The organism is Brevibacterium limosum (assembly GCF_011617705.1).
Taxonomy (GTDB): domain Bacteria; phylum Actinomycetota; class Actinomycetes; order Actinomycetales; family Brevibacteriaceae; genus Brevibacterium; species Brevibacterium limosum.
Genome location: NZ_CP050154.1, coordinates 3740204 through 3760549, shown reverse-complemented (window position 1 = coordinate 3760549; position 20346 = coordinate 3740204). Strand labels below are relative to the sequence as shown.

Genomic DNA, 20346 nt, shown 5'->3' with positions numbered 1-20346 from the left:
AGAAAAGTTCCGATCCGACGCGATGAAGGGCGACAGTCAGATGGCAGCCGAAGACACTCCTACTCCCACGCAGCACGTGTGGACGCGGCTCTACCCCGCCGGAGTCGGCGAGGCGCCGGCGATCCACGACGAGTCCACCGCCCATGCGTGGAATGACCGCGTCGAGGCCCACCCCGACCAGACCGCCGTGACCTACCGCGGTCGCACATTCACCACCACCGACATCGACCGCGAATCCGAAGCGCTCGCCACCGGATTCCTCGCCCGCGGCCTGACGAAGTCGAGCATCGTCGGCGTCTACCTCCAGAACGTCCCGCAGTTCGCCGTGGCACTGCTGGCGGCGTGGAAGATCGGAGTCGTCCCCCTCGTCCTCAACCCCATGTACCGCGGTCGCGAACTGCGCGCACTCGTCGACGATTCGGCCGCCTCGGCGATCATCTGCGACGAAGCCGACCTCGACCAGGTCCGCGAGACCCTCACCGGCAGCTCCCTGACCTGGGTGCTCACGACCGATGACGACGAATACGACCGCGACCCCGCCGAGCTCACCACCGCAGCTCAGACCGGAAACGCCACCCAGACCACAGCCACCCTCACCGAGGCGGCCGCCCCCGATGCGGGCATCACCGTCGATTCGTGGGGCGACTTCCTCGCCGCCCACCGCACCGAGGCGTTCGCCGGTCGCGCCGATGCGCCCAACCGCCGCACGGACCTGCTGCCCGGCCTCGACGACGCCGCCCTGCTCACCTACACCTCCGGGACCACCGGTCCGGCCAAGGGTGCCGTCGGCACCCACCGCAACGTCCTTGCAGTGGCACGGTCGTACGGAGCGTGGATGAACCTCGGCGAAGGCGACGTCATGCTCGCCATCGCCCCGCTCTTCCACATCACCGGTGCCGTCGCATGCGCGGCGACCTCCCTGATCTTCCCGATCACACTCGACTTCATCGGCCGCGTCAACGCGGAGAAGATCGTGACCGCCATCCGCGACGACAAGGTGACCGTGACCATCGGCTCGATCACCGTCTACAACGCCCTGCTCGAACACGAGACGGCGACCGCAGACGACCTGAAGAGCATCCGCTGCCTCTACTCCGGCGGAGCCCCCGTGCCGCCGGCCACCGTGGAGCGCTTCCGGAACCGGTTCGGCCACTACATCCACAACATCTACGGGATGACCGAAACCGCCTCGGCGGTCATCGGAGTCCCGCCGAACACCGAGGCACCCGTCGACGCGGCCACCGACACCCTGGCCGTCGGCGTGCCGTTCCCCGGACTCGAGGCCCGCATCGTCGACGTCGCCGACGGAACCGTCGTCACCGATGCCACGGCCGGTGAACTCGAGCTGCGCGGACCGCAGATCACGCCCGGCTACCTCGGCAGACCCGAAGCCGATGAGGCGGCCTTCGACGACGGCTGGCTGCGCACCGGCGATGTCGGAGTCATGGACGACGCCGGCTGGATCTACCTCGTCGACCGGATCAAGGACCAGATCAACGCCTCGGGCTTCAAGGTGTGGCCGCGCGAGGTCGAGGACGTCCTCTATGAGCACCCGGCCGTGCTCGAAGCCGCCGTCGTCGGCCAGCCCGACGACTACCGCGGTGAGACCGTCGTCGCCTACGTCTCTCTGCGCGCTGGGCAGAGCGCGAGCGCCGATGAGCTCATCGCATTCGCGAAGGAACGGCTTGCCGCCTACAAATACCCCCGCATCGTCCATGTCATGTCCGATCTGCCGAAGACGCACACAGGAAAGATCCAACGCCGACTGCTGCGCGACTCCGGCCGCGAGACCACCGCTGAGAACTGACGATCGTGCCGTCACCGAGGCGGCCCTACCGAGGACAGGCCCGGCCCCTGACCGGCCCCACAGACAGAGAACTCACAGACAGAGAACCCGCAACACAGGAGAAGCAATGAGCGAATCATCGTTCGGACGCCGTTTCGAGGGCCAGGTCGCCCTCGTCACGGGATCGAGCCGCGGCATCGGCCTCGGCATCGCGAGGCGGCTGCAGGCCGAAGGCGCGACCGTCGTCCTCACCGCCCGCAAGCCCGAACCGCTGGCCGAGACCGTCGCCGAATTCCCCGCCGGCACTGCGATCGGCATCGCCGGCAAGGCCGATGATCCGGCCCACCGCGACGAAGTCTTCGACACGATCGCCCAGAAGTTCGGCCGTCTCGACGTCCTGGTCACGAACGTCGGCATCAACCCCGTCTACGGTCAGACCGTCGACATCGAGCTCGACGCCGCCCGGAAGATCCTCGAGGTCAACGTGCTCGGCACATTGGCCTGGGTCCAGGGCGCGGTCCACCACGAGGGACTGCGCTTCTGTGAGAACAAGGGCCGGATCCTGTCCATCTCCTCGGTCGCCGGCCAGAATCCGAGCGAAGGCATCGGCCTCTACGGCGTCTCGAAGGCCGCCGTCTCCCACCTCGTGAAGACCCTCGCCGTCGAACTCGGGCCAGATGTCCGCGTCAACGGAATCGCTCCGGCCATCGTCAAGACCCGCTTCGCCACCGCCCTCTACGAAGGCAGAGAAGACGAAGTCACCGCCGCCTATCCGGCCGGCCGTCTCGGCACCCCCGAGGACATCGGCGCAGCCGCCGCATACCTCACCTCGGACGACTCCGACTGGATCACCGCTCAGATCCTCACCGCCGACGGCGGACTCATCACAGCAGGAGGCACAGCGTGAGCCAGATCCCCGCCGACGTCGAAGAGCTGCGCCAGCGCACCCGCACCTTCATCCGCGAAGTCGTCATGCCCGCCGAACCTCGTCCCGGGGACTACCTCGACGAGGTGGTGCTCGCCGATCCCAAAGCCAAGGCCAAGGCCGCCGGAGTCTTCGCCCCGCATGTGCCCGCAGAATGGGGCGGCCAGGGTGTGCCGATCGAATTCTGGTCCCCGGTGTTCCAGGAGGCCGGTTACTCGCCGATCGGACCCGCCGTGCTGGGCTGCATGGCGCCCGACGAAGGCAATATGCACATGCTCGCCCAGATCGCCACACAGGAGCAGAAGGAACGCTTCCTCGCTCCGTTGGCCGCCGGCGACGTGCGCTCCTCCTTCGCCATGACCGAACCGCACCCGGGCACCGGCTCCGATCCGTCGGCGCTCGCCACCCGCGCGGTCAAAGACGGCGATGAGTGGGTCATCACCGGTGACAAACGCTTCATCTCCGGGGCCGAACTGTGCAGCTTCTTCATCGTCATGGCCGCCACCGCCCCAGAGGACTCCGCCGAGGCGACCGAGGGGTCCGGCTCCGCACAGGCGAAGAAAGGGCAGGCGGCCACGATGTTCCTCGTACCCAAGGGCACCCCCGGGGTCAGCGTCGGTCGGTCGATCAACACGGTCGATCGTACGATCGCCGGCGGCCACCCCTACGTCCACTTCGATGACGTCCGTGTTCCTGCTTCGGCGATCCTCGGCGAACCGGGCAAGGGCTTCGCCTATGCCCAGGTGCGCCTGGCCCCCGCCCGACTCACCCACTGCATGCGGTGGCTGGGGCTGGCCCGTCGCGCGCTGGACACTGCGCTCGACCGAGCCGAACATCGGGAGGCTTTCGGTGACATCCTCGCACGTCAGGGGCTCGCGCAGGAGCTCATCGCGCAGTCGGTCATCGACATCGAAACCTCGGATGCGATGATCACGAAGACCTCCGAGGTGCTCGCCACCGATGCGAAGGAGGCGAACTCGCGGTCCTCGATCGCGAAGGTCTACTGCTCCGAAGCTGTCTACCGCGTCATCGACCGGGCCATCCAGCTCACCGGCGGCGATGGCGTCTCCGACCAGCTGCCGCTCGTCCAGTACCTCAATGACGTCCGCCCGTTCCGCATCTACGACGGCGCCACCGAGACGCACAAGTTCGCGATCTCCCGCCGCGCCTCGTCGAAGCGCCGCAGGGAAGTCGCCGCGGGAGCTCCCCGCCTCGACATCGTCGGGGAGGCGCGTTGACCGTGAAGCTCATCGACGTCGTCGACACCGCCGCCGAGGCGCGGGCACTGTCCGCGCCGCCGCTGCTCATCGTCGACGTCCTCACCGACTACCTCGACAAGCACGGCATCGGCACAGGCCCCATCCGCTGGGACCGCATCGGCGAAGGGCAGTCGAACGTCACCTTCCGCATCCGCCGCGACGACATCGATGTGGTGCTCCGCCGCGGACCGCGCCCGCCGATCCCGAAGTCGACCCACGACATGGTCCGGGAGGCAAGGATCCAGCAGGTCCTGGGTGCACAGGGCGTGGCCGTGCCGACCATCCTCCACGTGTGCGAGGACGAATCGGTCCTCGGCGTCCCGTTCTACATCATGGGTTTCGTGCCGGGCACCGTCGTCACCGACGCCCTGCCTGATCTCCTCGCCGAGGCGGCCGACCGTCGCGCTTTCAGCGAAGCCCTCGTCGACCGCCTCGTCGACCTCCATTCGGTCGACGTCACCGTTCCCGAGGTGGCCGCGCTCGGTCGTCCCGACGGGTACATGCAGCGCCAGGTGAAGCTGTTCGCCTCCCTCTGGGAAAAGAACACTCAGCGTTCCCTGCCCCAGGTCAGCCGCCTCGGCGAGTGGTTGGCTGCGAACATTCCGACCACTCAGCGGCACGCGGTCGTCCACGGTGACTACCGGGCGGGCAACGCGATGATCGCCTCGTCCTCGCCGGTCGAGGTCGCCGCGATCCTCGATTGGGAGATGTCGACTCTGGGCGATCCGCTCGCCGACCTCGGCTACTTCCTCGTCACCTACACCGACCGCGAGCACCCGCGCACGGTCATGGACCTCACCCCGGTCACGGCGAGGGTGGGGTTCCTCACCCGCGCTGAACTCGCCGAGCGCTACCAGAGGAAGACGGGGCTCGACCTCTCCGCGCTGCCCTGGTACGAGGCATTCGCGTTGTGGAAGGCGGCGATCTTCAGCGAAGCCATCTACACGAGATGGCTCAACGGAGAAGCCACGTCGGCCGGTGATTTCACCGGCAGCCTCGAGACCGGAGTGCCCGAACTCATCGAGGCTGCCGAAGCCATCGCCGCCACCGTCGGCTGATGGCGAGCGACCGAGAGGCGGTCGCAATCGGACATCTCCAGACGCGAAGAGTATCTGATTGCGAACACCTTTCGGCCGGGCGACGAGCCGAGCCAGCACCATCCCAGAGATGCGCAGCACCACCACATCCAATGAAGCAGTGGAAAGGAAGCTATGACCGATACGATCGCAGAGACAAAGGTGCCTTTGCAGCTGAAACGGCGATCCGTCGTCGCGAGCACCATCGGAAATATCCTCGAATGGTACGAGTGGAGCGCCTACGCGGTGTTCACTCCGTTCATTGCCGCGGCCATGTTCAACAGCGAGGACAAGGTCTCATCCGTCCTCGCGACCCTCGGCGTCTTCGCCGTCGGGTTCCTCATGAGACCTCTGGGCGGCATCGTGTTCGGCAAGATCGCCGACGTGAAGGGACGCAAGTTCGTCCTCATCGTCACGATGCTCATCATGGCCAGCGGTTCGTTCCTCATCGCTGTCCTGCCGACCTACGGTCAGATCGGGGTCTTCGCCTCACTGGTCCTCCTCCTCATCCGAGTTGCGCAGGGCTTCGCCCATGGTGGTGAGTCGGCAACGGCGAACTCCTATATCGCCGAGATCGCTCCGGCCCACCGCCGCGGATTCTGGGGTTCCATCGTCTTCGTCGCCATCTTCGGCGGGTCGGTCGTCGCCTACACGATCGGGGGTGTGATCACGAACGTCTTCTCCGAGGCGGCGGTTGCCGAATGGGCGTGGAGGATCCCGTTCGCGCTCGGCGGTCTGCTCGCGCTGGTCGCGCTGTGGATGCGCCGCGGAATGGTCGAAAGCGATGTCTTCGAAGCCGACGAAGCTGAGAAAGTCGTCGACCCGACTCCGCTGGATCGCGGCCGAGTGGCTCGTGCGATCGTCCTCGTCGTGCTCATGACCTCGGGCATCACCGCAGCTCACTACACCTGGACGTCGTACGCGTCGACTTTGGCGATCACCGAGCGCGGCATGGATGCGCAGACCGCCTACTGGGCGACCGTCGGTGCGCAGATCATCGCTCTGGTATCGCTGCCGTTCTGGGGATTCCTCTCAGATCGGATCGGTCGTCGCCCGGTGCTCATCGGCTTCGGTGTGCTCATGGCGATCCTGCAGTATCCGCTCATGGGCATGATCACGGACACCGGCTGGACGCTCTTCGTCGCGTCGACGTTGGCTCTGCTCGTCGTCTCGATGGCAGGAGCTCTGCTGTCGGCAGTCCTGTCCGAGGCATTCCCGACGAAGGTCCGCACCCAGGGAATCGGCTTCGCCTACTCGGTCTCCGTGGCCGTTTTCGGCGGAACGGCACCGTACCTCAACGGTCTGTTCAACTCGCTCGACCTCAGCTGGCTCTCCAGCGGCTGGGTGGTCCTGCTCTGCCTGGCGACGATCGTCGCCGTGGTCAAACTGCCCGAAACCAAGGGCAAGGACCTCAACGCGATCTGAGCATCAGGGCGGGTTGGAAGAGCCGCCTCGGCGAGGGTTGCTTGAGTGGAAGGCCGCTTAGGTGGGAGAAATGGTCACGTTCTGCGCGGAACTGCGTGACCATTTCGACCACCGACGACCGTGGCAGGGGTGCCGACCTGCACCTGGCCTCGAGGTTTGTCGGGGGTGATTTCTTTCACTAGAATCAGAGGCGCAGTTCCACGCGGTTCTGCACACAACTTCATACGCCGCTAAGACAAGACGTGGGAGAGCTGCCGGGCAGCCGCGACTGCACGCACGGACGAGCACCAGCCACCGCTGGAGCATCGGCTGACGCAGAAGCACAAGACTCCGAGCAGCGCCGTAGGTGCAATTCCCTCCCCGGGAAACTCTCAGGCCCAGTACCACCGATTGCAGGCATATCTGAAGGACAGCGAGTCCCGACCGCAACCGAAATCGAGCCCACGTGCGCACGAGCCGGACGGGCCGCAGCTCCGACAGATCGGGGAGGACTCTCAGCGATCGCTGCGTCCTCCTATCGGTGGACGCGACACCGACCCTAGGACGGCAATTGACCAGTTCACTCGCCCATACGACGCAGGCAACAGGGGACACCGCGCGCCCCTTCTCCGACCGCCACATCGGCCCCCGCGCCGACGACGTCACGGCCATGCTCGCCGAACTCGGCTATGACTCCCTGGAAGCACTCTCGAGTGCCGCCGTCCCGGAATCCATCCAGAACGACGAACTCAACCTGGCCGCAGGCCGCTCCGAATTCGACGTCCTGGCCGACCTGCGCGACCTCGCCTCCCAGAACGTCATGCGCACTCAGCTCATCGGCCAGGGCTACTACGACACGATCACCCCGGCCGTCATCCGCCGCAACCTGGTCGAGAACCCCGCCTGGTACACCGCCTACACCCCGTACCAGCCCGAGATCTCCCAGGGCCGGCTCGAAGCGCTGCTGAACTTCCAGCAGGTCGTCCAGGACCTCACCGGCCTCGACATCGCCAATGCCTCCCTCCTCGATGAGTCCACCGCCGTCGCCGAGGCGGTCCTGCTCATGCGTCGCGCCGTGAAGAAGGGGACGACCGTCGTCCTCGACTCCGAACTCCACCCGCAGACCATCGCCGTCGTCCGCGCACGGGCCCGCGCTATGGACTTCCGCGTCACCGTCGCCGACCTCGCCGAAGGCCTCGTCGGCGAAGACATCTTCGGCATCGTCTGCGCCCAGCCCGGCACCACCGGCGCCATCCGCGACTTCACCGAAGCCGTCGACGGAGCCCACGATCGCGGCGCACTCGTGACCTTCGACGCCGACCTGCTCGCACTGACCCTGCTCAAGGACTGCGCCTCCCAAGGCGCGGACATCGCCGTCGGCTCGGCCCAGCGCTTCGGAGTGCCCCTCTTCTTCGGCGGCCCCCACGCCGGCTTCATGGCCGTGAAATCCGGACTCCAGCGCCAGCTGCCCGGCCGCCTCGTCGGTGTGTCCAAGGACGCCCAGGGCAAGCCCGGCTACCGCCTGGCCCTGCAGACCCGCGAACAGCACATCCGCCGCCAGAAGGCGACGAGCAACATCTGCACCGCCCAGGCTCTGCTCGCCAACGTCGCCTCGATGTACGCCGTCTACCACGGCCCCATCGGCCTGACCCGCATCGCCTCCCGCGTTCACCGCCTGGCCCACGCGTTCGCAGGTGCCGCGGACACCGCCCCCGGCGCCGAGGTGGCCACCTGGGAGTTCTTCGACACCGTCGCCCTGCGTGTGGCCGATGCCGAAGCCGCCCGCTTCGTCGCCGACCAGGCCGGATTCAACATCCGCGTCATCGACGACTCGACCATCGGCGTCTCCTTCGGCGAACCCCACACGGTCGCCGATGCCAGTGGTCTGCTCGAAGCCCTCGGCATCTACGCCCGGGTCGACGCAGACGAATTCGAAGCAGCCTCGGCGGGAACCTTCGGGGCCAACGCCGTGCCGGAACCCGCATTCGATGCGAAGTTCCACCGGGATACCGAATTCCTCACCCACCCCGTGTTCAGCGCCCACGGCTCCGAGACCTCGATGATGCGCTACCTGCGCACCCTGGCCGACCGGGACCTTGCGCTGGACCGGACGATGATCCCGCTGGGCTCGTGCACGATGAAGCTCAACGCCGCCGCCGAGATGGAACCCATCACCTGGCCGGAATTCGCCTCCATCCACCCCTTCGCCCCGGCCGAGCAGACCGAGGGCTGGCGCGCGCTCATCGGCCGCCTCGAGGACTCGCTCGTCGAGGTCACCGGCTACGACCGCGTATCCCTGCAGCCCAACGCCGGCTCGCAGGGTGAGCTGGCCGGACTGCTGGCCATCCGCAGCTACCATGTGTCGGGCGGCGAGGAGGGACGCACCGTCGTCCTCATTCCGCAGTCGGCCCACGGCACGAACGCCGCCTCCGCGGTGCTCGCCGGACTCCAGGTCCAGGTCGTCGGCACCGCCGACGACGGCTCCGTGGATATGAACGACCTCGACGCGAAGATCGCCAAGCACGAGGGCAAGATCGCCGGCATCATGATCACCTACCCCTCGACCCACGGCGTCTTCGAATCGCAGGTACGCGAGGTCTGTGACAAGGTCCACGCCGCCGGCGGCCAGGTCTACGTCGACGGTGCGAACCTCAACGCCATGGTCGGCCTGGCCAAGCCCGGCGAATTCGGCGGCGACGTCTCCCACCTCAACCTGCACAAGACCTTCTGCATCCCCCACGGAGGCGGCGGCCCCGGAGTCGGCCCTGTCGCGGTCCGCGAACACCTCGCCCCGTACCTGCCTGGTGACGCCACCGACCCGAAGATGGTCGCCGACGCCGATCACGCCGTGACCCCACCGATCTCCGGATCGATGTTCGGCTCCGCCGGCGTCCTGCCCATCAGCTTCGCCTACCTCGAGCTCATGGGCGCCGAAGGACTGCGCGAGGCCTCGCGTTCGGCCCTGCTGGGTGCGAACTACCTCGCGAAGAAGCTCGGCGACGTCTACCCGATCCTCTACTCGGGTGAGAACGGACTCGTCGGCCACGAAACGATCCTCGATCTGCGTGCGATCACCTCGGCGACGGGAGTCACCGCCGAAGATGTCGCCAAGCGCCTCATCGACTTCGGCTTCCACGCTCCGACCCTGGCCTTCCCGGTGCCCGGGACCCTCATGGTCGAACCGACCGAGTCCGAGGACAAGGACGAGCTCGACCGCTTCATCGAAGCCATGCGCACCATCCGTGCCGAGATCGACGAGATCGGCACGTCGTACTCCTACGAAGAGTCGCCGCTGGCCATCGCGCCGCACCCGGCGACAGTGGTGATGGACGACTGGGACGGAAAGTACAGCCGCGAGACCGCTGTGTTCCCGGTTCCCGGCCTGCGCTTCACGAAGTACTTCCCGCCGGTCAGCCGCATCGACGGAGCCTACGGCGACCGCAACCTGGTGTGCTCCTGCCCGCCGCCAGAGGCCTTCGAAGAGTTCGAGGAAGAGGACAAATGATGACCGACACGACTGCGAACACGCCCAAAGAGACCCCGCTGCACAGCATCCACGCCGAGCTCGGTGCCTCGTTCACCGACTTCGGCGGCTGGGACATGCCGCTGAAGTACGGCTCCGAACTGGCCGAACACCGGGCCGTTCGTGAGGCCGCAGGCCTCTTCGACCTCTCCCATATGGGCGAGGTGCGCATCAGCGGCACCGACGCCGCCGCCTTCCTCGACTACGCGCTGGTCGCGAAGTACTCGAAGATGAAGATCGGCAAGGCGAAGTACGGAGTCATCGTCAATGAGGCCGGAGGCCTCCTCGACGACCTCATCACCTACCGCATCGGCGACGAAGAGTTCCTCATCGTCCCCAACGCCTCGAACACGCCCGTCGTGGTCGCGGCGCTGAAGGACCGGGTGCAGCACTTCGTCCAGGAGGTCGCCCCCGGCTCCGATGTGCGCCTGACCGACGAATCCGATGCCACCGCGCTCATCGCCGTGCAGGGGCCGAACTCCGAAGCGATCATCCTGCGCGCTCTCGACGAAGCCGGCCACGGCGAATTCGGGCCCCGCACGGGTGCCGGAGACCACGCGAAGGCCCAGGCCACGGATGATGCCAACGGGGGAGCCACCTCGGCGGGGGATGACACCATCACCATCGGTCAGGCAGTGCGCGAGCTCAAGTACTACGCGTGGATGCCGCTGATGATCGCCGGGATCGACCTCATGCTCGCCCGCACCGGATACACCGGAGAGGACGGATTCGAACTCTACGCGCCGAACATCGGCGCCACCCGCCTGTGGGAGACCCTGGTGACCTCGGGCGTCGACTACGGACTCGTGCCCTGCGGACTGGCCGCACGCGATTCGCTGCGGCTGGAAGCCGGAATGCCCCTCTACGGCAACGAACTCGACCAGAACACCACCCCGTACGATGCGGGACTGGGCCGGATGATCGGGTTCACCACGAAGGAGAACTTCTTCGCCCGCGATGCCCTCGCGAAGCTGGGAGAGACCGAACCGCCGCGCGTGCTCGTCGGCCTGACCTCGGAGGGACGCCGAGCCGCTCGCTCCGGAGCCGCCGTGTCCGTCGACGGCGCCGAGGTCGGCATCGTCACCTCCGGTCAGCCCTCACCGACCCTCGGCCACCCGATCGCCTTGGCCTACCTCGACCGGGATCGCGCCGAGGCGGCCACCGCGGTGACCGTGGACATCCGCGGCAAGGCGCACGACTTCACCGTCGCCGAACTGCCGTTCTACAAGCGCCCGGCCCACTGAGGCCCACCCAAAGTTCATCCAGGTGGGACCTGTGACTCGTACACTGGTCCCACCTGGCCCAACAACGTCGTGACCGCCGCTTCCGGTGGGGTCACAGTAAGGAAGACATATGGCACAGCTGCCCCCGCTCCCGCAGAACTTCACCTACTCCGCCGAACACGAATGGGTCGACGGCCAGGCCGATGAGCTCGTCGGCAAGACCGTCAAAGTCGGCATCACCGCCGTCGCCTCCGATGCCCTCGGCGAGGTCGTCTACGTCGACCTGCCCGAGGTCGGCGACACCATCACCGCTGGTGAGACCTGCGGTGAGGTCGAATCCACGAAGTCCGTGTCCGACCTCTACACCCCGGTGACCGGTGAGATCATCACCATCAACGAGGCGGCCGTGGACTCACCCGGGCTGCTCAACTCCGACCCCTACGGCGATGGCTGGCTGTTCGAAGTCGCCGTGACCGAGGTCGGCGAGGTCATGGACGCCGCCGGCTACGCCGAGGCGAACTCTCTCTGACGCTCTCCCTCCCCGCAGTGGGGCCGACAGAAGGCCGAGCCGGTCTCTCGTCGGCCCCGCTGTGCATATCCACAGAAACGAAGTGATTGCCATGCCATTGAGTGTCTTCGACCTCTTCACGGTCGGCATCGGACCCTCGAGTTCCCACACCGTCGGGCCGATGCGTGCCGGCGCGAGCTTCATCGACCTCCTCGGCGATTCGCTGGGATCCGTGGCGGATCTGCGCGTCGACGTATTCGGTTCCCTGGCCGCCACCGGCGCCGGTCACGGGACCTTCGACGCCATCCTCATCGGCCTCGAAGGCTGCCGCCCCGACCTCATCGAAGCCAACGAACTCACCGCCCGGCGGACACGGATGTCCGAGACCGGGAAGATCATCCTCGGCGATTCCACCGGCAACGGCGTCGAACTCGCGTTCACCGAGGATGACATGGTCAAACGACCGCTGACCGTCCTCCCGCGCCACACCAACGCCATGACCGTGACCGCCTATGACGCCTCCGGAGAGACCCTCGCCGAGGAGACCTACTACTCCGTGGGCGGCGGATTCGTGACCTCGGAGACCGAATTCCTCGACAAGGAGAAGACCGCCGAGGCGGACGTCGCAGACGACAGCGGAGACGCCGAGTTCGCGGTCGCGGATTCCGTCGTCGACGCCGAGCTCGAGTCGTATGACGAGGAGCTGCCCTATCCGTTCCACTCGGGCGGCGAGCTGCTTCGGCGCTGCCGCGAGAACGACCTGTCGATCGCCGGGATCATGCACGCCAACGAACTGTCGATGCGAGACGACGACGAGATCCGGCACGGCCTGTTGCACATCTACTCGGTGATGGAGGAGTGCGCTTCGGCATCCCTGGACCGCTCGGGCTATCTGCCCGGCGGACTCAAGGTGCGTCGCCGTGCCCACGACTGGTACCTCAAGCTCAAGGCCGAGGACCCGAACCGGGATCCCGGCTACTACCTCGAGTGGGTCAACCTCATCGCGATGGCCGTGAATGAGGAGAACGCTTCGGGCGGCCGCGTCGTCACCGCACCCACGAATGGGGCGGCCGGCATCATCCCTGCCGTGCTGCACTATGCGCTCAACTACGTTCCCGCAGTGGCGGAGGGCGGAGAACCCGCTAAGCATCGGGCCATCGTCGATTTCCTGCTCACCGCGGCGGCCATCGGAGTCCTGTACAAGGAGCGGGCCTCGATCTCCGGCGCCGAGGTGGGCTGCCAGGGTGAGGTCGGATCCGCCTCGTCGATGGCTGCCGGGGGACTGGCCGCCGTGATGGGCGGGACGCCGGAGCAGGTGGAGAACGCCGCCGAGATCGCCATGGAACACAACCTCGGCCTGACCTGCGACCCGATCTCCGGTCTCGTGCAGGTGCCATGCATCGAGCGCAACGCGATCGCCGCCGGTAAGGCCATCAATGCCTCCCGCATGGCGCTGTGGGGCGACGGGCAGCACCGGGTCAGCCTCGACGAGGTGATCGAGACGATGCGCCAGACCGGCGCGGACATGTCCTCGAAGTACAAGGAGACGGCGATGGGCGGCCTCGCCGTCAACGTCGTCGAGTGCTGAGGCAGGTGCGCCGAGGGCGGATTCTCTGGCCGATCCACGTCGTCGAGCTCCGAAGTCGACGCTGCGCACTTTCGTCCGTAGCCCCGGAATCGCCTCGAAGTCGCTCACAGAGCCTCCGATCAGCCCCTGACGGAACAGGCATCCTTGCTGTCTCAATTCACGCGAAGTGACATGGAACACGTGGAACCCTTGTTCCAACTGCGCCCTAATGTAACGAAACGATAACGAACCTCCGGCGCGGGATGAGCGCGAAGGAGCGCCCCGTCGCATCCCAACGATGCCATGGGCAAGGCCGGGTCTGTTACATGTCAGTAGGTCGGGGTGAGGGTTGCGGAAGTGCCCCGAAATCGACGGTTTCGGGGTTGACGCTCATTCTCATCCCGTTAGGTTTAATGGCGTGAGAAACGCACTCGCTGAACCGAAGACGCAAACCGACGTCCGTACTCCCGAGCTGGAGGACGGGCAACATCTATGGCGGCTCGCGAAAGATACAGCCGTGCTCGATCTGAACTCGTCGTACTCCTACCTGCTGTGGTGCCGCGACTTCGCGGACACCTCGGTGATTGCGCGTATCGGCGGAGAGCCCGCCGGCTTCATCACCGGGTACACCCGTCCGGAGAATCCGGACACCCTGATGATCTGGCAGGTCGCCGTCGACGAGAAGTTCCGTGGTCACGGACTCGCCTCGACCATGCTCCACGAGCTGGCCGATCGCACCGGCGCTCTCCGCATGGAGACGACGATCACCGATGACAACGCGGCGTCCAACCGTCTGTTCCAGGCATTTGCGGACCAGCGCGGGGCCGGTTACGACCGTCGCCCGCTGTTCACTCCGGAGATGTACCCGGACGGCCACGACACCGAGTACCTCTACGAGATCGCGCCCCTGTAACGAGCCCCACCCCGGCACCGCGTGTACCCCTGGTTCAAGGGACTGGACGTGCCAGGTGCCAGGAGGCGGAAGAGATCGCCCGCAATGAGCGGCGGCGGCCACCGCCTCGGCGCCTGCATCCGATGCAGGCGCGCAACTTAAGAAGTCGAAAGGACTCAAGTCATGACTGAAAGCTCTAAGCCCGCACCATCTGACAAGCCCGACATCTTCGAAACTCGCGAATCTGCTGTGCGCAGCTACTGCCGCTCCTGGCCCGCCACCTTCGCCCGTTCGCAGGGCGCCAAGCAGTGGGATGAGGACGGCAACGAGTACCTCGACTTCTTCTCCGGTGCCGGTGCGCTCAACTACGGCCACAACAACCCGGCCGTGATGGGTCCGCTCATCGAATATCTGCAGTCGGGTGCCGTGCTGCACTCGATGGACATGAAGACCCCGGCCAAGCGCGAGTTCCTCCAGACCTTCCAGGATCTCATCCTCAAGCCGCGCGGACTCGACTACTCCGTGATGTTCCCCGGACCGACGGGAACCAACACCGTCGAGGCGGCCCTCAAGCTGGCCCGCAAGGTGACCGGACGTCAGCACATGCTCTCGTTCACCAATGCCTTCCACGGCATGACGCTGGGATCGCTGTCGGTGACCGGCAACTCGATGAAGCGCGAAGGCGCAGGCATCCCGCTGACCAACAGCTCGAAGATTCCCTACGACGACTACTTCGACGGTGAGGTCCCGGACTTCCTGTGGCTGGAGAGGGTCCTCGCAGACTCCGGTTCGGGCGTCGACAAGCCTGCCGCCGTCATCGTTGAGACTGTGCAGGGTGAGGGCGGACTGCGTGCCGCTCGCGCCGAATGGCTGCGCGCCCTGTCGGAGCTGACGAAGAAGCATGACATCCTTCTCATCGTCGATGACGTGCAGGCCGGTTGTGGCCGCACCGGTTCGTTCTTCAGCTTCGAAGAGGCCGGCATCGAGCCCGACATCGTCTGCCTCTCGAAGTCGATCTCCGGCTCGGGCCTGCCGCTGGCACTGACCCTGTTCCGTCCCGAGCTCGACGTCTGGGAGCCCGGCGAGCACAACGGCACCTTCCGCGGGAACAACCCCGCATTCGTGACCGCGACCGCCGCCATCAAGAACTTCTGGGCCGACAACGAGTTCCAGAACCAGCTCGCCGACACCATCGCCGAACTCCACCAGCGCCTCGACACGATCGTCGAGAAGGCTGAGGGCGCATCGATCCGCGGACGAGGCCTGCTGGCCGGACTCTGCTTCGAAGACATCGAGGTGGCCGAGAAGGTCGCCGCCTATGCGTTCGAGAACGGCCTCCTGCTCGAGACCTCGGGTGCCGATGACGAAGTCATCAAGATCATGCCGCCGCTGACGATCGACTCGCGCGATCTGCAGGCCGGCCTGGACATCATCGAGGCCGGAGTGCTCAAGTTCGCTCCTGCCGCCGCTGAGGCCGCACTGGCCTGATCCCACCTCTGCCGGGCCGGCGTCGCAATGAGTGGCGCCGGCCCGAGCTTTGGGCGGAATCGAGCTCACCTGCTCGATCGCCCAACCGGGCCGACGGGAGCCGTTGAAGTGAGACGGAGGCCCGCGGTCCACCCTGAACACTTTCACCGACCTTTTGCGAAAGGACCACAGATGTACGTAGTCAACCGCGATGACCTCAACGACACCGACCGCGATGTGAAGTCCGAGACCTGGCGCTCACGCCGTATGGTGCTCGGCAAGGAGCGCGTCGGATTCTCGTTCCACGACACCGTGATCTACGCCGGAACCACCTCGACGTTCCACTACCAGAACCACGTCGAGGCCGTGTACTGCGTGCAGGGTAAGGGAACGCTGACCGATGAGGAGACCGGCAAGGTCTACCCGCTCCACGATGGCGTCATGTACCTGCTCGACGGAAATGAGAAGCACACCGTCGTGGCGGAGGAAGAGCTGCGCATGGCCTGCGTGTTCAATCCGCCGGTCACCGGCCGTGAGGTCCACGACGAAAACGGCGTGTACCCGCTCATCCTCGAGGATGAAGCGGCACCCGCGAACTGATACGGCACCCTGTTGCTGAGTCGGTGTAAACCGGCTGAGCACCACCTCGCCGAGGCGGCCCGAGCGTTATCGCTCGGGCCGTCTTTTGCGCGTGGTTGAGTTGCGTGCTTGAACGGCACGATTAAGCAGTAGCCGAACGGACTGCAGGTGTGATAATCTTCGGTCATACAACTTTCAAGTTTCGTGACTTCTCATTGCCGACTGCACAATCGTTGACTCCGACTCAGGCATCCCCTTCCATCCCATCTTCAGTTGGAGTCTCCATGAAGTTCCTCAAGCGCGCCCTCGTGGCGTCTGTTGCCGCTCTTGCTCTCGCCGTCGGTCCCGCAGTATCCGCCGAGGCAGCGACTATGTCATTTGACGTTACGAAACTTTCAGCCAGCAGCATGGTGATTTCAAATTCGAACTGCAAGTACTTCGATGTCTACATGAAGTATAAGAAGCGGAATGTCGATTCTTGGTCTGTCGATACGGAAATTGCTGGTCCGAGTGGAGACTCCACAACGGCATACTTCGGCACCTACTCCTCGCCTGCCGCCAAAGACAGAGCAATGATCTGTCCGGAGGGTCTCGGTAAGTACACAATGGGGCCGTCCGAAATCGACGCAGACTATACCGATTACAAGTATGACAACTATTGGTACGCCCGCACGGATTACACCAAGGGCTACTTCTACGTTCGCGGTAAGACGTACGCGTCGCTCTCGTCGAAGCGCATCGGCAAGACTGTCTCTCTGACCTCATCAACGAAGGTCTATCACCCGGGGCATTACGGCAAGATCAAGTACAACCCGAAGGTGAAGTTCCAGGTCAAGTCCGGCAGCAAGTGGAAGACGCTCAAGACGGTTTCCGCGAAGAAGGGGAAGGCCACCTACAAGGTGAAGTCGAAGAGCAAGAAGACCTACCGTGTGACCTTCAGCCAGGTAAGTTGGGCGACCGGGGCCACCTCGAAATCGGTCAAACGCTGACCGTCACATGAAAGACCGGCACTTTCGGAACGATCCATCGCTGGTGGATGGCTCCGCGGTGCCGGTCTCTCTGTCCTGGCTCTGGCCGGGGTACCGGGGACTATGTCCTCCTGTTACGGTGGTCGCACAGCCCGATCTGCGGAGGCGATGAGCAGTCTCGGCACCGCCCCGGCAGACGGCACATAGCGAAGGAAGGAGAAATGATGACAGCAGTGTCAGCTGCGACCGCAACTACAGATCTCTATCCGACTCGCTCCGGTGAGACCACAGAGGTTCTCCCGCGCACGGGTCCGATCGTCTTCGGCTCTCCCGAAGGCGGCCCCCTCGAGGCGGCTGATCTCAAGCACTTCGAGGACACGGGCTATCTGACTATCGATCAGCTCATCACAAGCGAAGAGCTCAAACTCTTCACCGACGAGCTTCAAAGGCTTTCACGCGACCCGGAGGTGAAGGCCGATGAGCGTACCGTCGTCGAAGCCGAGTCCGACGAGGTCCGGTCGATATTCGACATTCATCGCACCAATGAGATCTTCAGAAAGATCGCGAACGATCCGCGCTTAGTCGATCGTGCACGTCAGATCCTCGGTACTGATGTATATATCCATCAGAGCCGGATCAACTACAAGCCGGGGTTCGTCGGCAAGGAGTTCTCCTGGCATTCGGACTTCGAGACCTGGCATGCTGAGGACGGAATGCCCACTCCGCGCGCGGTGAGTCTTTCGCTGTCGCTGACGGACAACTACTCATTCAACGGCCCGCTGATGATCATGCCCGGTTCGCACAAGCGCTACATCAGCTGCGTGGGAGGCACTCCCGAGGACAACTACCGGAAGTCACTTATCATGCAGGGTGCGGGCACCCCGGATCGTCAGACTCTTAGTGACTTCGCCGACGAATACGGCATCGACGTGCTCGAAGGAGCGGCCGGCGGAGCGATCATGTTCGACTCCAACTGCATGCATGCGTCGAACGGCAACGTCACTCCGTTCTCGCGCTCGAATATCTTCATCGTGTACAACTCGTTGGAGAACACGTGTGTGGAACCGTTCGCAGCGCCGAAACCGCGTCCGGAGTTCGTCGGCAGCACTGACTTCACTCCAGCCGGTCGGTGACTCCCCATACGCAATGAATTCGGTCGCTGATGCTTTGTGCCCGTCTGATACTCCCTGCGGAGTGAGCGCATCAGCACAGAAGGGGTCCGGTGCCGCAGTCGCGCCGCCGGACCCCTTCTGCGTCTCCACAGACCTCGGTGGGGATCGGCCGTGACCGACCATCCGGTCGCCTCGGCGAGGGCGTTCGCCAGCTCAGCGCGATCGATACTCAACGGGACCTCCTGAGGGTCGGGGGACTGCTTGCGGACCTTGGGGAATGAAAACACATCGGGCGCCCCGACAGGGAGCGCCCGATGTGCGTTGTCGACTGCTGTTCGGCAACCTCACTCGTCGTCGGAGCGGACCTTCTTCCCGCGGTCATGCCAGAACTTCGTCGTGGTCACCTCATCGGTGCCGTCCCAGGCGGCGACTTCGGTGTTGATGCGCTTGAACGTCGGCAGATCCCCGCGGCGGAACACCGGTTCGAAGCCGGCTTTGCGCTGCTGCTGGTAGTTCTTCAGCATTGAGAACACCAGCGGTGAGAGCATGAGCAGGGCGAAGAGGTTGATGAGTGCCATGATCGCCATGAAGATATCGGCCGCAGTCCACACCAGGTCGAGGGCGGCGATCGCGCCGATGAACACCGCGACCATGACGATGACCTGATATACGCGCAGGGCGACGCGGTTCGTCGTCAGATGCTCGATGTTCGCTTCGCCGTAGTAGTAGTTGCCGAGGATCGACGAGAACGCGAAGAGGAAGATTGCCAGCGTGAGGAAGTGGATCGCCCACTGCCCGAGCTGGCCGCTCAACGCCGTCTGCGTGAGTTGGATGCCCTCGGCGGAGCTGCCGTACTCCGGGTTCGACAGCAGGATGATGAACGCGGTGATCGAGCAGACGAGGATCGTGTCGAAGTACACGCCCAGCGCCTGCACGAAGCCCTGCTTGGCCGGGTGCGACGCCGAGGCGGTGGCCGCGGCGTTCGGCACCGAACCGATACCGGCCTCATTGGAGAACAGGCCGCGCTGAACACCGATGAGCATGATCGACCCCAGCGTGCCGCCGGCGATCGAATCCATGCTGAACGCGTCGGTGACGATCGTGGCGATCATCGACGGCACGGCACCGATGTTCATCACCACGACGATGATGCCGACGATGAGGTAGAGGCCGGCCATGATCGGCACCAGATAGGCAGAGATGTTCGAGATGCGCTTGGCGCCGCCGGCGAAGATGAGGTACGCGGCGACGGCGATGATCGCACCCGCGACCGCGGCGAAGACGCCGTCCGAACTCTCGACTCCGAAGGATGCGCCGACAGCGTCGACGATGGAGTTCGACTGCACCGAGTTGAACACGATGCCGTAGGTGATGGCGACGATGACGGCGAAGACCAGCCCGAGCCACTTCATGTTCAGCCCGTGCTTGATGTAGTACGCGGGACCGCCGCGGAAGTTCGGGCCGTCCTTGAGCTTGTACAGCTGGCCGAGGGCGGATTCGGCGAAGGCCGTGGCGCCGCCGACGATGGCCGTCAGCCACATCCAGAACATCGCACCCGGTCCGCCGAGCGAGATCGCCAAAGCAACACCGGCGATGTTTGCCGTTCCCACCCGCGAGGCCGCGGAGATCGAGAAGGCGCGGAACGGCGAAATGTTCCGGTTGCCCTCGGAATCCCGTCCGCCCGGCTCGGTCAGGGTGCGGAACATCTCGGGCAGCAGGCGGACCTGCACCGCTCCCGTGCGGATAGTGAAATACAGACCAGTGGGGATGAGAACAGCGACGAGGACGTATGACGACACTCCGCTGACACTGTCAAACACACTTTGGAGCAACTCCATCGAACTGCGCCTCCTTCGGCAATTGTGCTGGAGAGGATCGGAGGTGCGGAACGCGAGAACTCCGTCCGTGGTTACTCCCAGTCTGCCACTTGGCACCGAGCAGTGGGAGTGCGGGGCCTGTTCAGGCAACCCGAGGTGCCGAAAGGCCGGGAACTTTGTAAACCCGCGTACTTGCGAAAAAGCGCAAATCGGTGGCCGCGCAACCGCTCGGGCGAGGCC

At 65.1% G+C, this 20346-nt stretch carries 15 protein-coding genes and 1 riboswitch; of the genes, 14 read left to right on the top strand and 1 reads right to left on the bottom strand.

The genetic code is table 11. The annotated features are described in order from the left end of the window. The first annotated feature begins 40 nt into the window (after positions 1 to 40). The 14 genes from GUY37_RS16845 (at position 41) to thpD (ending at position 18310) form a co-directional block, all read left to right on the top strand. Positions 41 to 1807: a class I adenylate-forming enzyme family protein gene (locus tag GUY37_RS16845; protein ID WP_208094709.1), complete on the top strand. Its 1767-nt coding sequence runs from the start codon at positions 41 to 43 to the stop codon at positions 1805 to 1807. A 106-nt stretch (positions 1808 to 1913) separates the two neighbouring features. After that, a complete protein-coding gene (locus GUY37_RS16840) occupies positions 1914 to 2693 on the top strand; it encodes an SDR family oxidoreductase (protein ID WP_166828003.1) in 780 nt (259 codons plus the stop codon). Then, positions 2690 to 3949 carry an acyl-CoA dehydrogenase family protein gene (locus GUY37_RS16835; RefSeq protein ID WP_166828001.1) on the top strand — a complete coding sequence of 420 codons (1260 nt, stop codon included), beginning with the start codon at positions 2690 to 2692 and terminating at the stop codon, positions 3947 to 3949. Before GUY37_RS16840 ends, GUY37_RS16835 begins: the two co-directional genes overlap by 4 nt. Positions 3950 to 3951: 2 nt before the next feature. Next, entirely contained in the window at positions 3952 to 5028 is a 1077-nt protein-coding gene (locus GUY37_RS16830) for a phosphotransferase family protein (protein ID WP_228278490.1), read from the top strand. Between the two features lie 153 nt (positions 5029 to 5181). Continuing rightward, complete coding sequence (locus tag GUY37_RS16825) at positions 5182 to 6471, top strand: MFS transporter (protein ID WP_166827996.1); 1290 nt, start codon at positions 5182 to 5184, stop codon at positions 6469 to 6471. Between the two features lie 233 nt (positions 6472 to 6704). Then, positions 6705 to 6867: riboswitch (glycine riboswitch) on the top strand. Between the two features lie 154 nt (positions 6868 to 7021). Then, positions 7022 to 9955, top strand: coding sequence for an aminomethyl-transferring glycine dehydrogenase (gene gcvP / locus GUY37_RS16820; protein ID WP_166827993.1), 2934 nt, complete (start codon positions 7022 to 7024; stop codon positions 9953 to 9955). After that, positions 9955 to 11217, top strand: coding sequence for a glycine cleavage system aminomethyltransferase GcvT (locus GUY37_RS16815; protein ID WP_166827991.1), 1263 nt, complete (start codon positions 9955 to 9957; stop codon positions 11215 to 11217). The genes gcvP and GUY37_RS16815 overlap by 1 nt, the downstream gene beginning before the upstream one ends. 109 nt (positions 11218 to 11326) lie before the next feature. Continuing rightward, positions 11327 to 11725 carry a glycine cleavage system protein GcvH gene (gene gcvH, locus GUY37_RS16810; protein ID WP_208094708.1) on the top strand — a complete coding sequence of 133 codons (399 nt, stop codon included), beginning with the start codon at positions 11327 to 11329 and terminating at the stop codon, positions 11723 to 11725. A 91-nt stretch (positions 11726 to 11816) separates the two neighbouring features. Continuing rightward, positions 11817 to 13292: an L-serine ammonia-lyase gene (locus GUY37_RS16805; RefSeq protein ID WP_166827989.1), complete on the top strand. Its 1476-nt coding sequence runs from the start codon at positions 11817 to 11819 to the stop codon at positions 13290 to 13292. 397 nt (positions 13293 to 13689) lie between these two features. Beyond that, positions 13690 to 14184 carry a diaminobutyrate acetyltransferase gene (ectA, locus tag GUY37_RS16800; protein WP_152345760.1) on the top strand — a complete coding sequence of 165 codons (495 nt, stop codon included), beginning with the start codon at positions 13690 to 13692 and terminating at the stop codon, positions 14182 to 14184. 162 nt (positions 14185 to 14346) lie between these two features. Next, positions 14347 to 15651: a diaminobutyrate--2-oxoglutarate transaminase gene (gene ectB / locus GUY37_RS16795; protein WP_166827986.1), complete on the top strand. Its 1305-nt coding sequence runs from the start codon at positions 14347 to 14349 to the stop codon at positions 15649 to 15651. A gap of 171 nt (positions 15652 to 15822) precedes the next feature. Then, entirely contained in the window at positions 15823 to 16230 is a 408-nt protein-coding gene (locus tag GUY37_RS16790; protein ID WP_135810511.1) for an ectoine synthase, read from the top strand. Between the two features lie 263 nt (positions 16231 to 16493). Next, positions 16494 to 17198 carry a hypothetical protein gene (locus tag GUY37_RS16785; protein ID WP_166827984.1) on the top strand — a complete coding sequence of 235 codons (705 nt, stop codon included), beginning with the start codon at positions 16494 to 16496 and terminating at the stop codon, positions 17196 to 17198. A gap of 203 nt (positions 17199 to 17401) precedes the next feature. Next, positions 17402 to 18310 carry an ectoine hydroxylase gene (thpD, locus tag GUY37_RS16780; protein ID WP_166827981.1) on the top strand — a complete coding sequence of 303 codons (909 nt, stop codon included), beginning with the start codon at positions 17402 to 17404 and terminating at the stop codon, positions 18308 to 18310. Positions 18311 to 18633: 323 nt separating this feature from the next. Here the strand turns inward: thpD and GUY37_RS16775 are convergent, their stop codons facing one another. After that, the gene (locus GUY37_RS16775) at positions 18634 to 20127 is read right to left on the bottom strand and encodes an alanine/glycine:cation symporter family protein (RefSeq protein WP_166827978.1); all 1494 of its coding nucleotides are present in this window, start codon (positions 20125 to 20127) and stop codon (positions 18634 to 18636) included. Positions 20128 to 20346 lie beyond the last annotated feature (219 nt).

Coding starts and splice junctions, on each gene's coding strand:
- thpD (WP_166827981.1), top strand. CDS start 17,402: ATGACAGCAGTGTCAGCTGCGACCGCAACTACAGATCTCTATCCGACT.
- GUY37_RS16775 (WP_166827978.1), bottom strand. CDS start 20,127: ATGGAGTTGCTCCAAAGTGTGTTTGACAGTGTCAGCGGAGTGTCGTCA.
- GUY37_RS16790 (WP_135810511.1), top strand. CDS start 15,823: ATGTACGTAGTCAACCGCGATGACCTCAACGACACCGACCGCGATGTG.
- GUY37_RS16840 (WP_166828003.1), top strand. CDS start 1,914: ATGAGCGAATCATCGTTCGGACGCCGTTTCGAGGGCCAGGTCGCCCTC.
- GUY37_RS16805 (WP_166827989.1), top strand. CDS start 11,817: ATGCCATTGAGTGTCTTCGACCTCTTCACGGTCGGCATCGGACCCTCG.
- gcvH (WP_208094708.1), top strand. CDS start 11,327: ATGGCACAGCTGCCCCCGCTCCCGCAGAACTTCACCTACTCCGCCGAA.
- GUY37_RS16785 (WP_166827984.1), top strand. CDS start 16,494: ATGAAGTTCCTCAAGCGCGCCCTCGTGGCGTCTGTTGCCGCTCTTGCT.
- ectB (WP_166827986.1), top strand. CDS start 14,347: ATGACTGAAAGCTCTAAGCCCGCACCATCTGACAAGCCCGACATCTTC.
- GUY37_RS16845 (WP_208094709.1), top strand. CDS start 41: ATGGCAGCCGAAGACACTCCTACTCCCACGCAGCACGTGTGGACGCGG.
- GUY37_RS16815 (WP_166827991.1), top strand. CDS start 9,955: ATGACCGACACGACTGCGAACACGCCCAAAGAGACCCCGCTGCACAGC.
- GUY37_RS16825 (WP_166827996.1), top strand. CDS start 5,182: ATGACCGATACGATCGCAGAGACAAAGGTGCCTTTGCAGCTGAAACGG.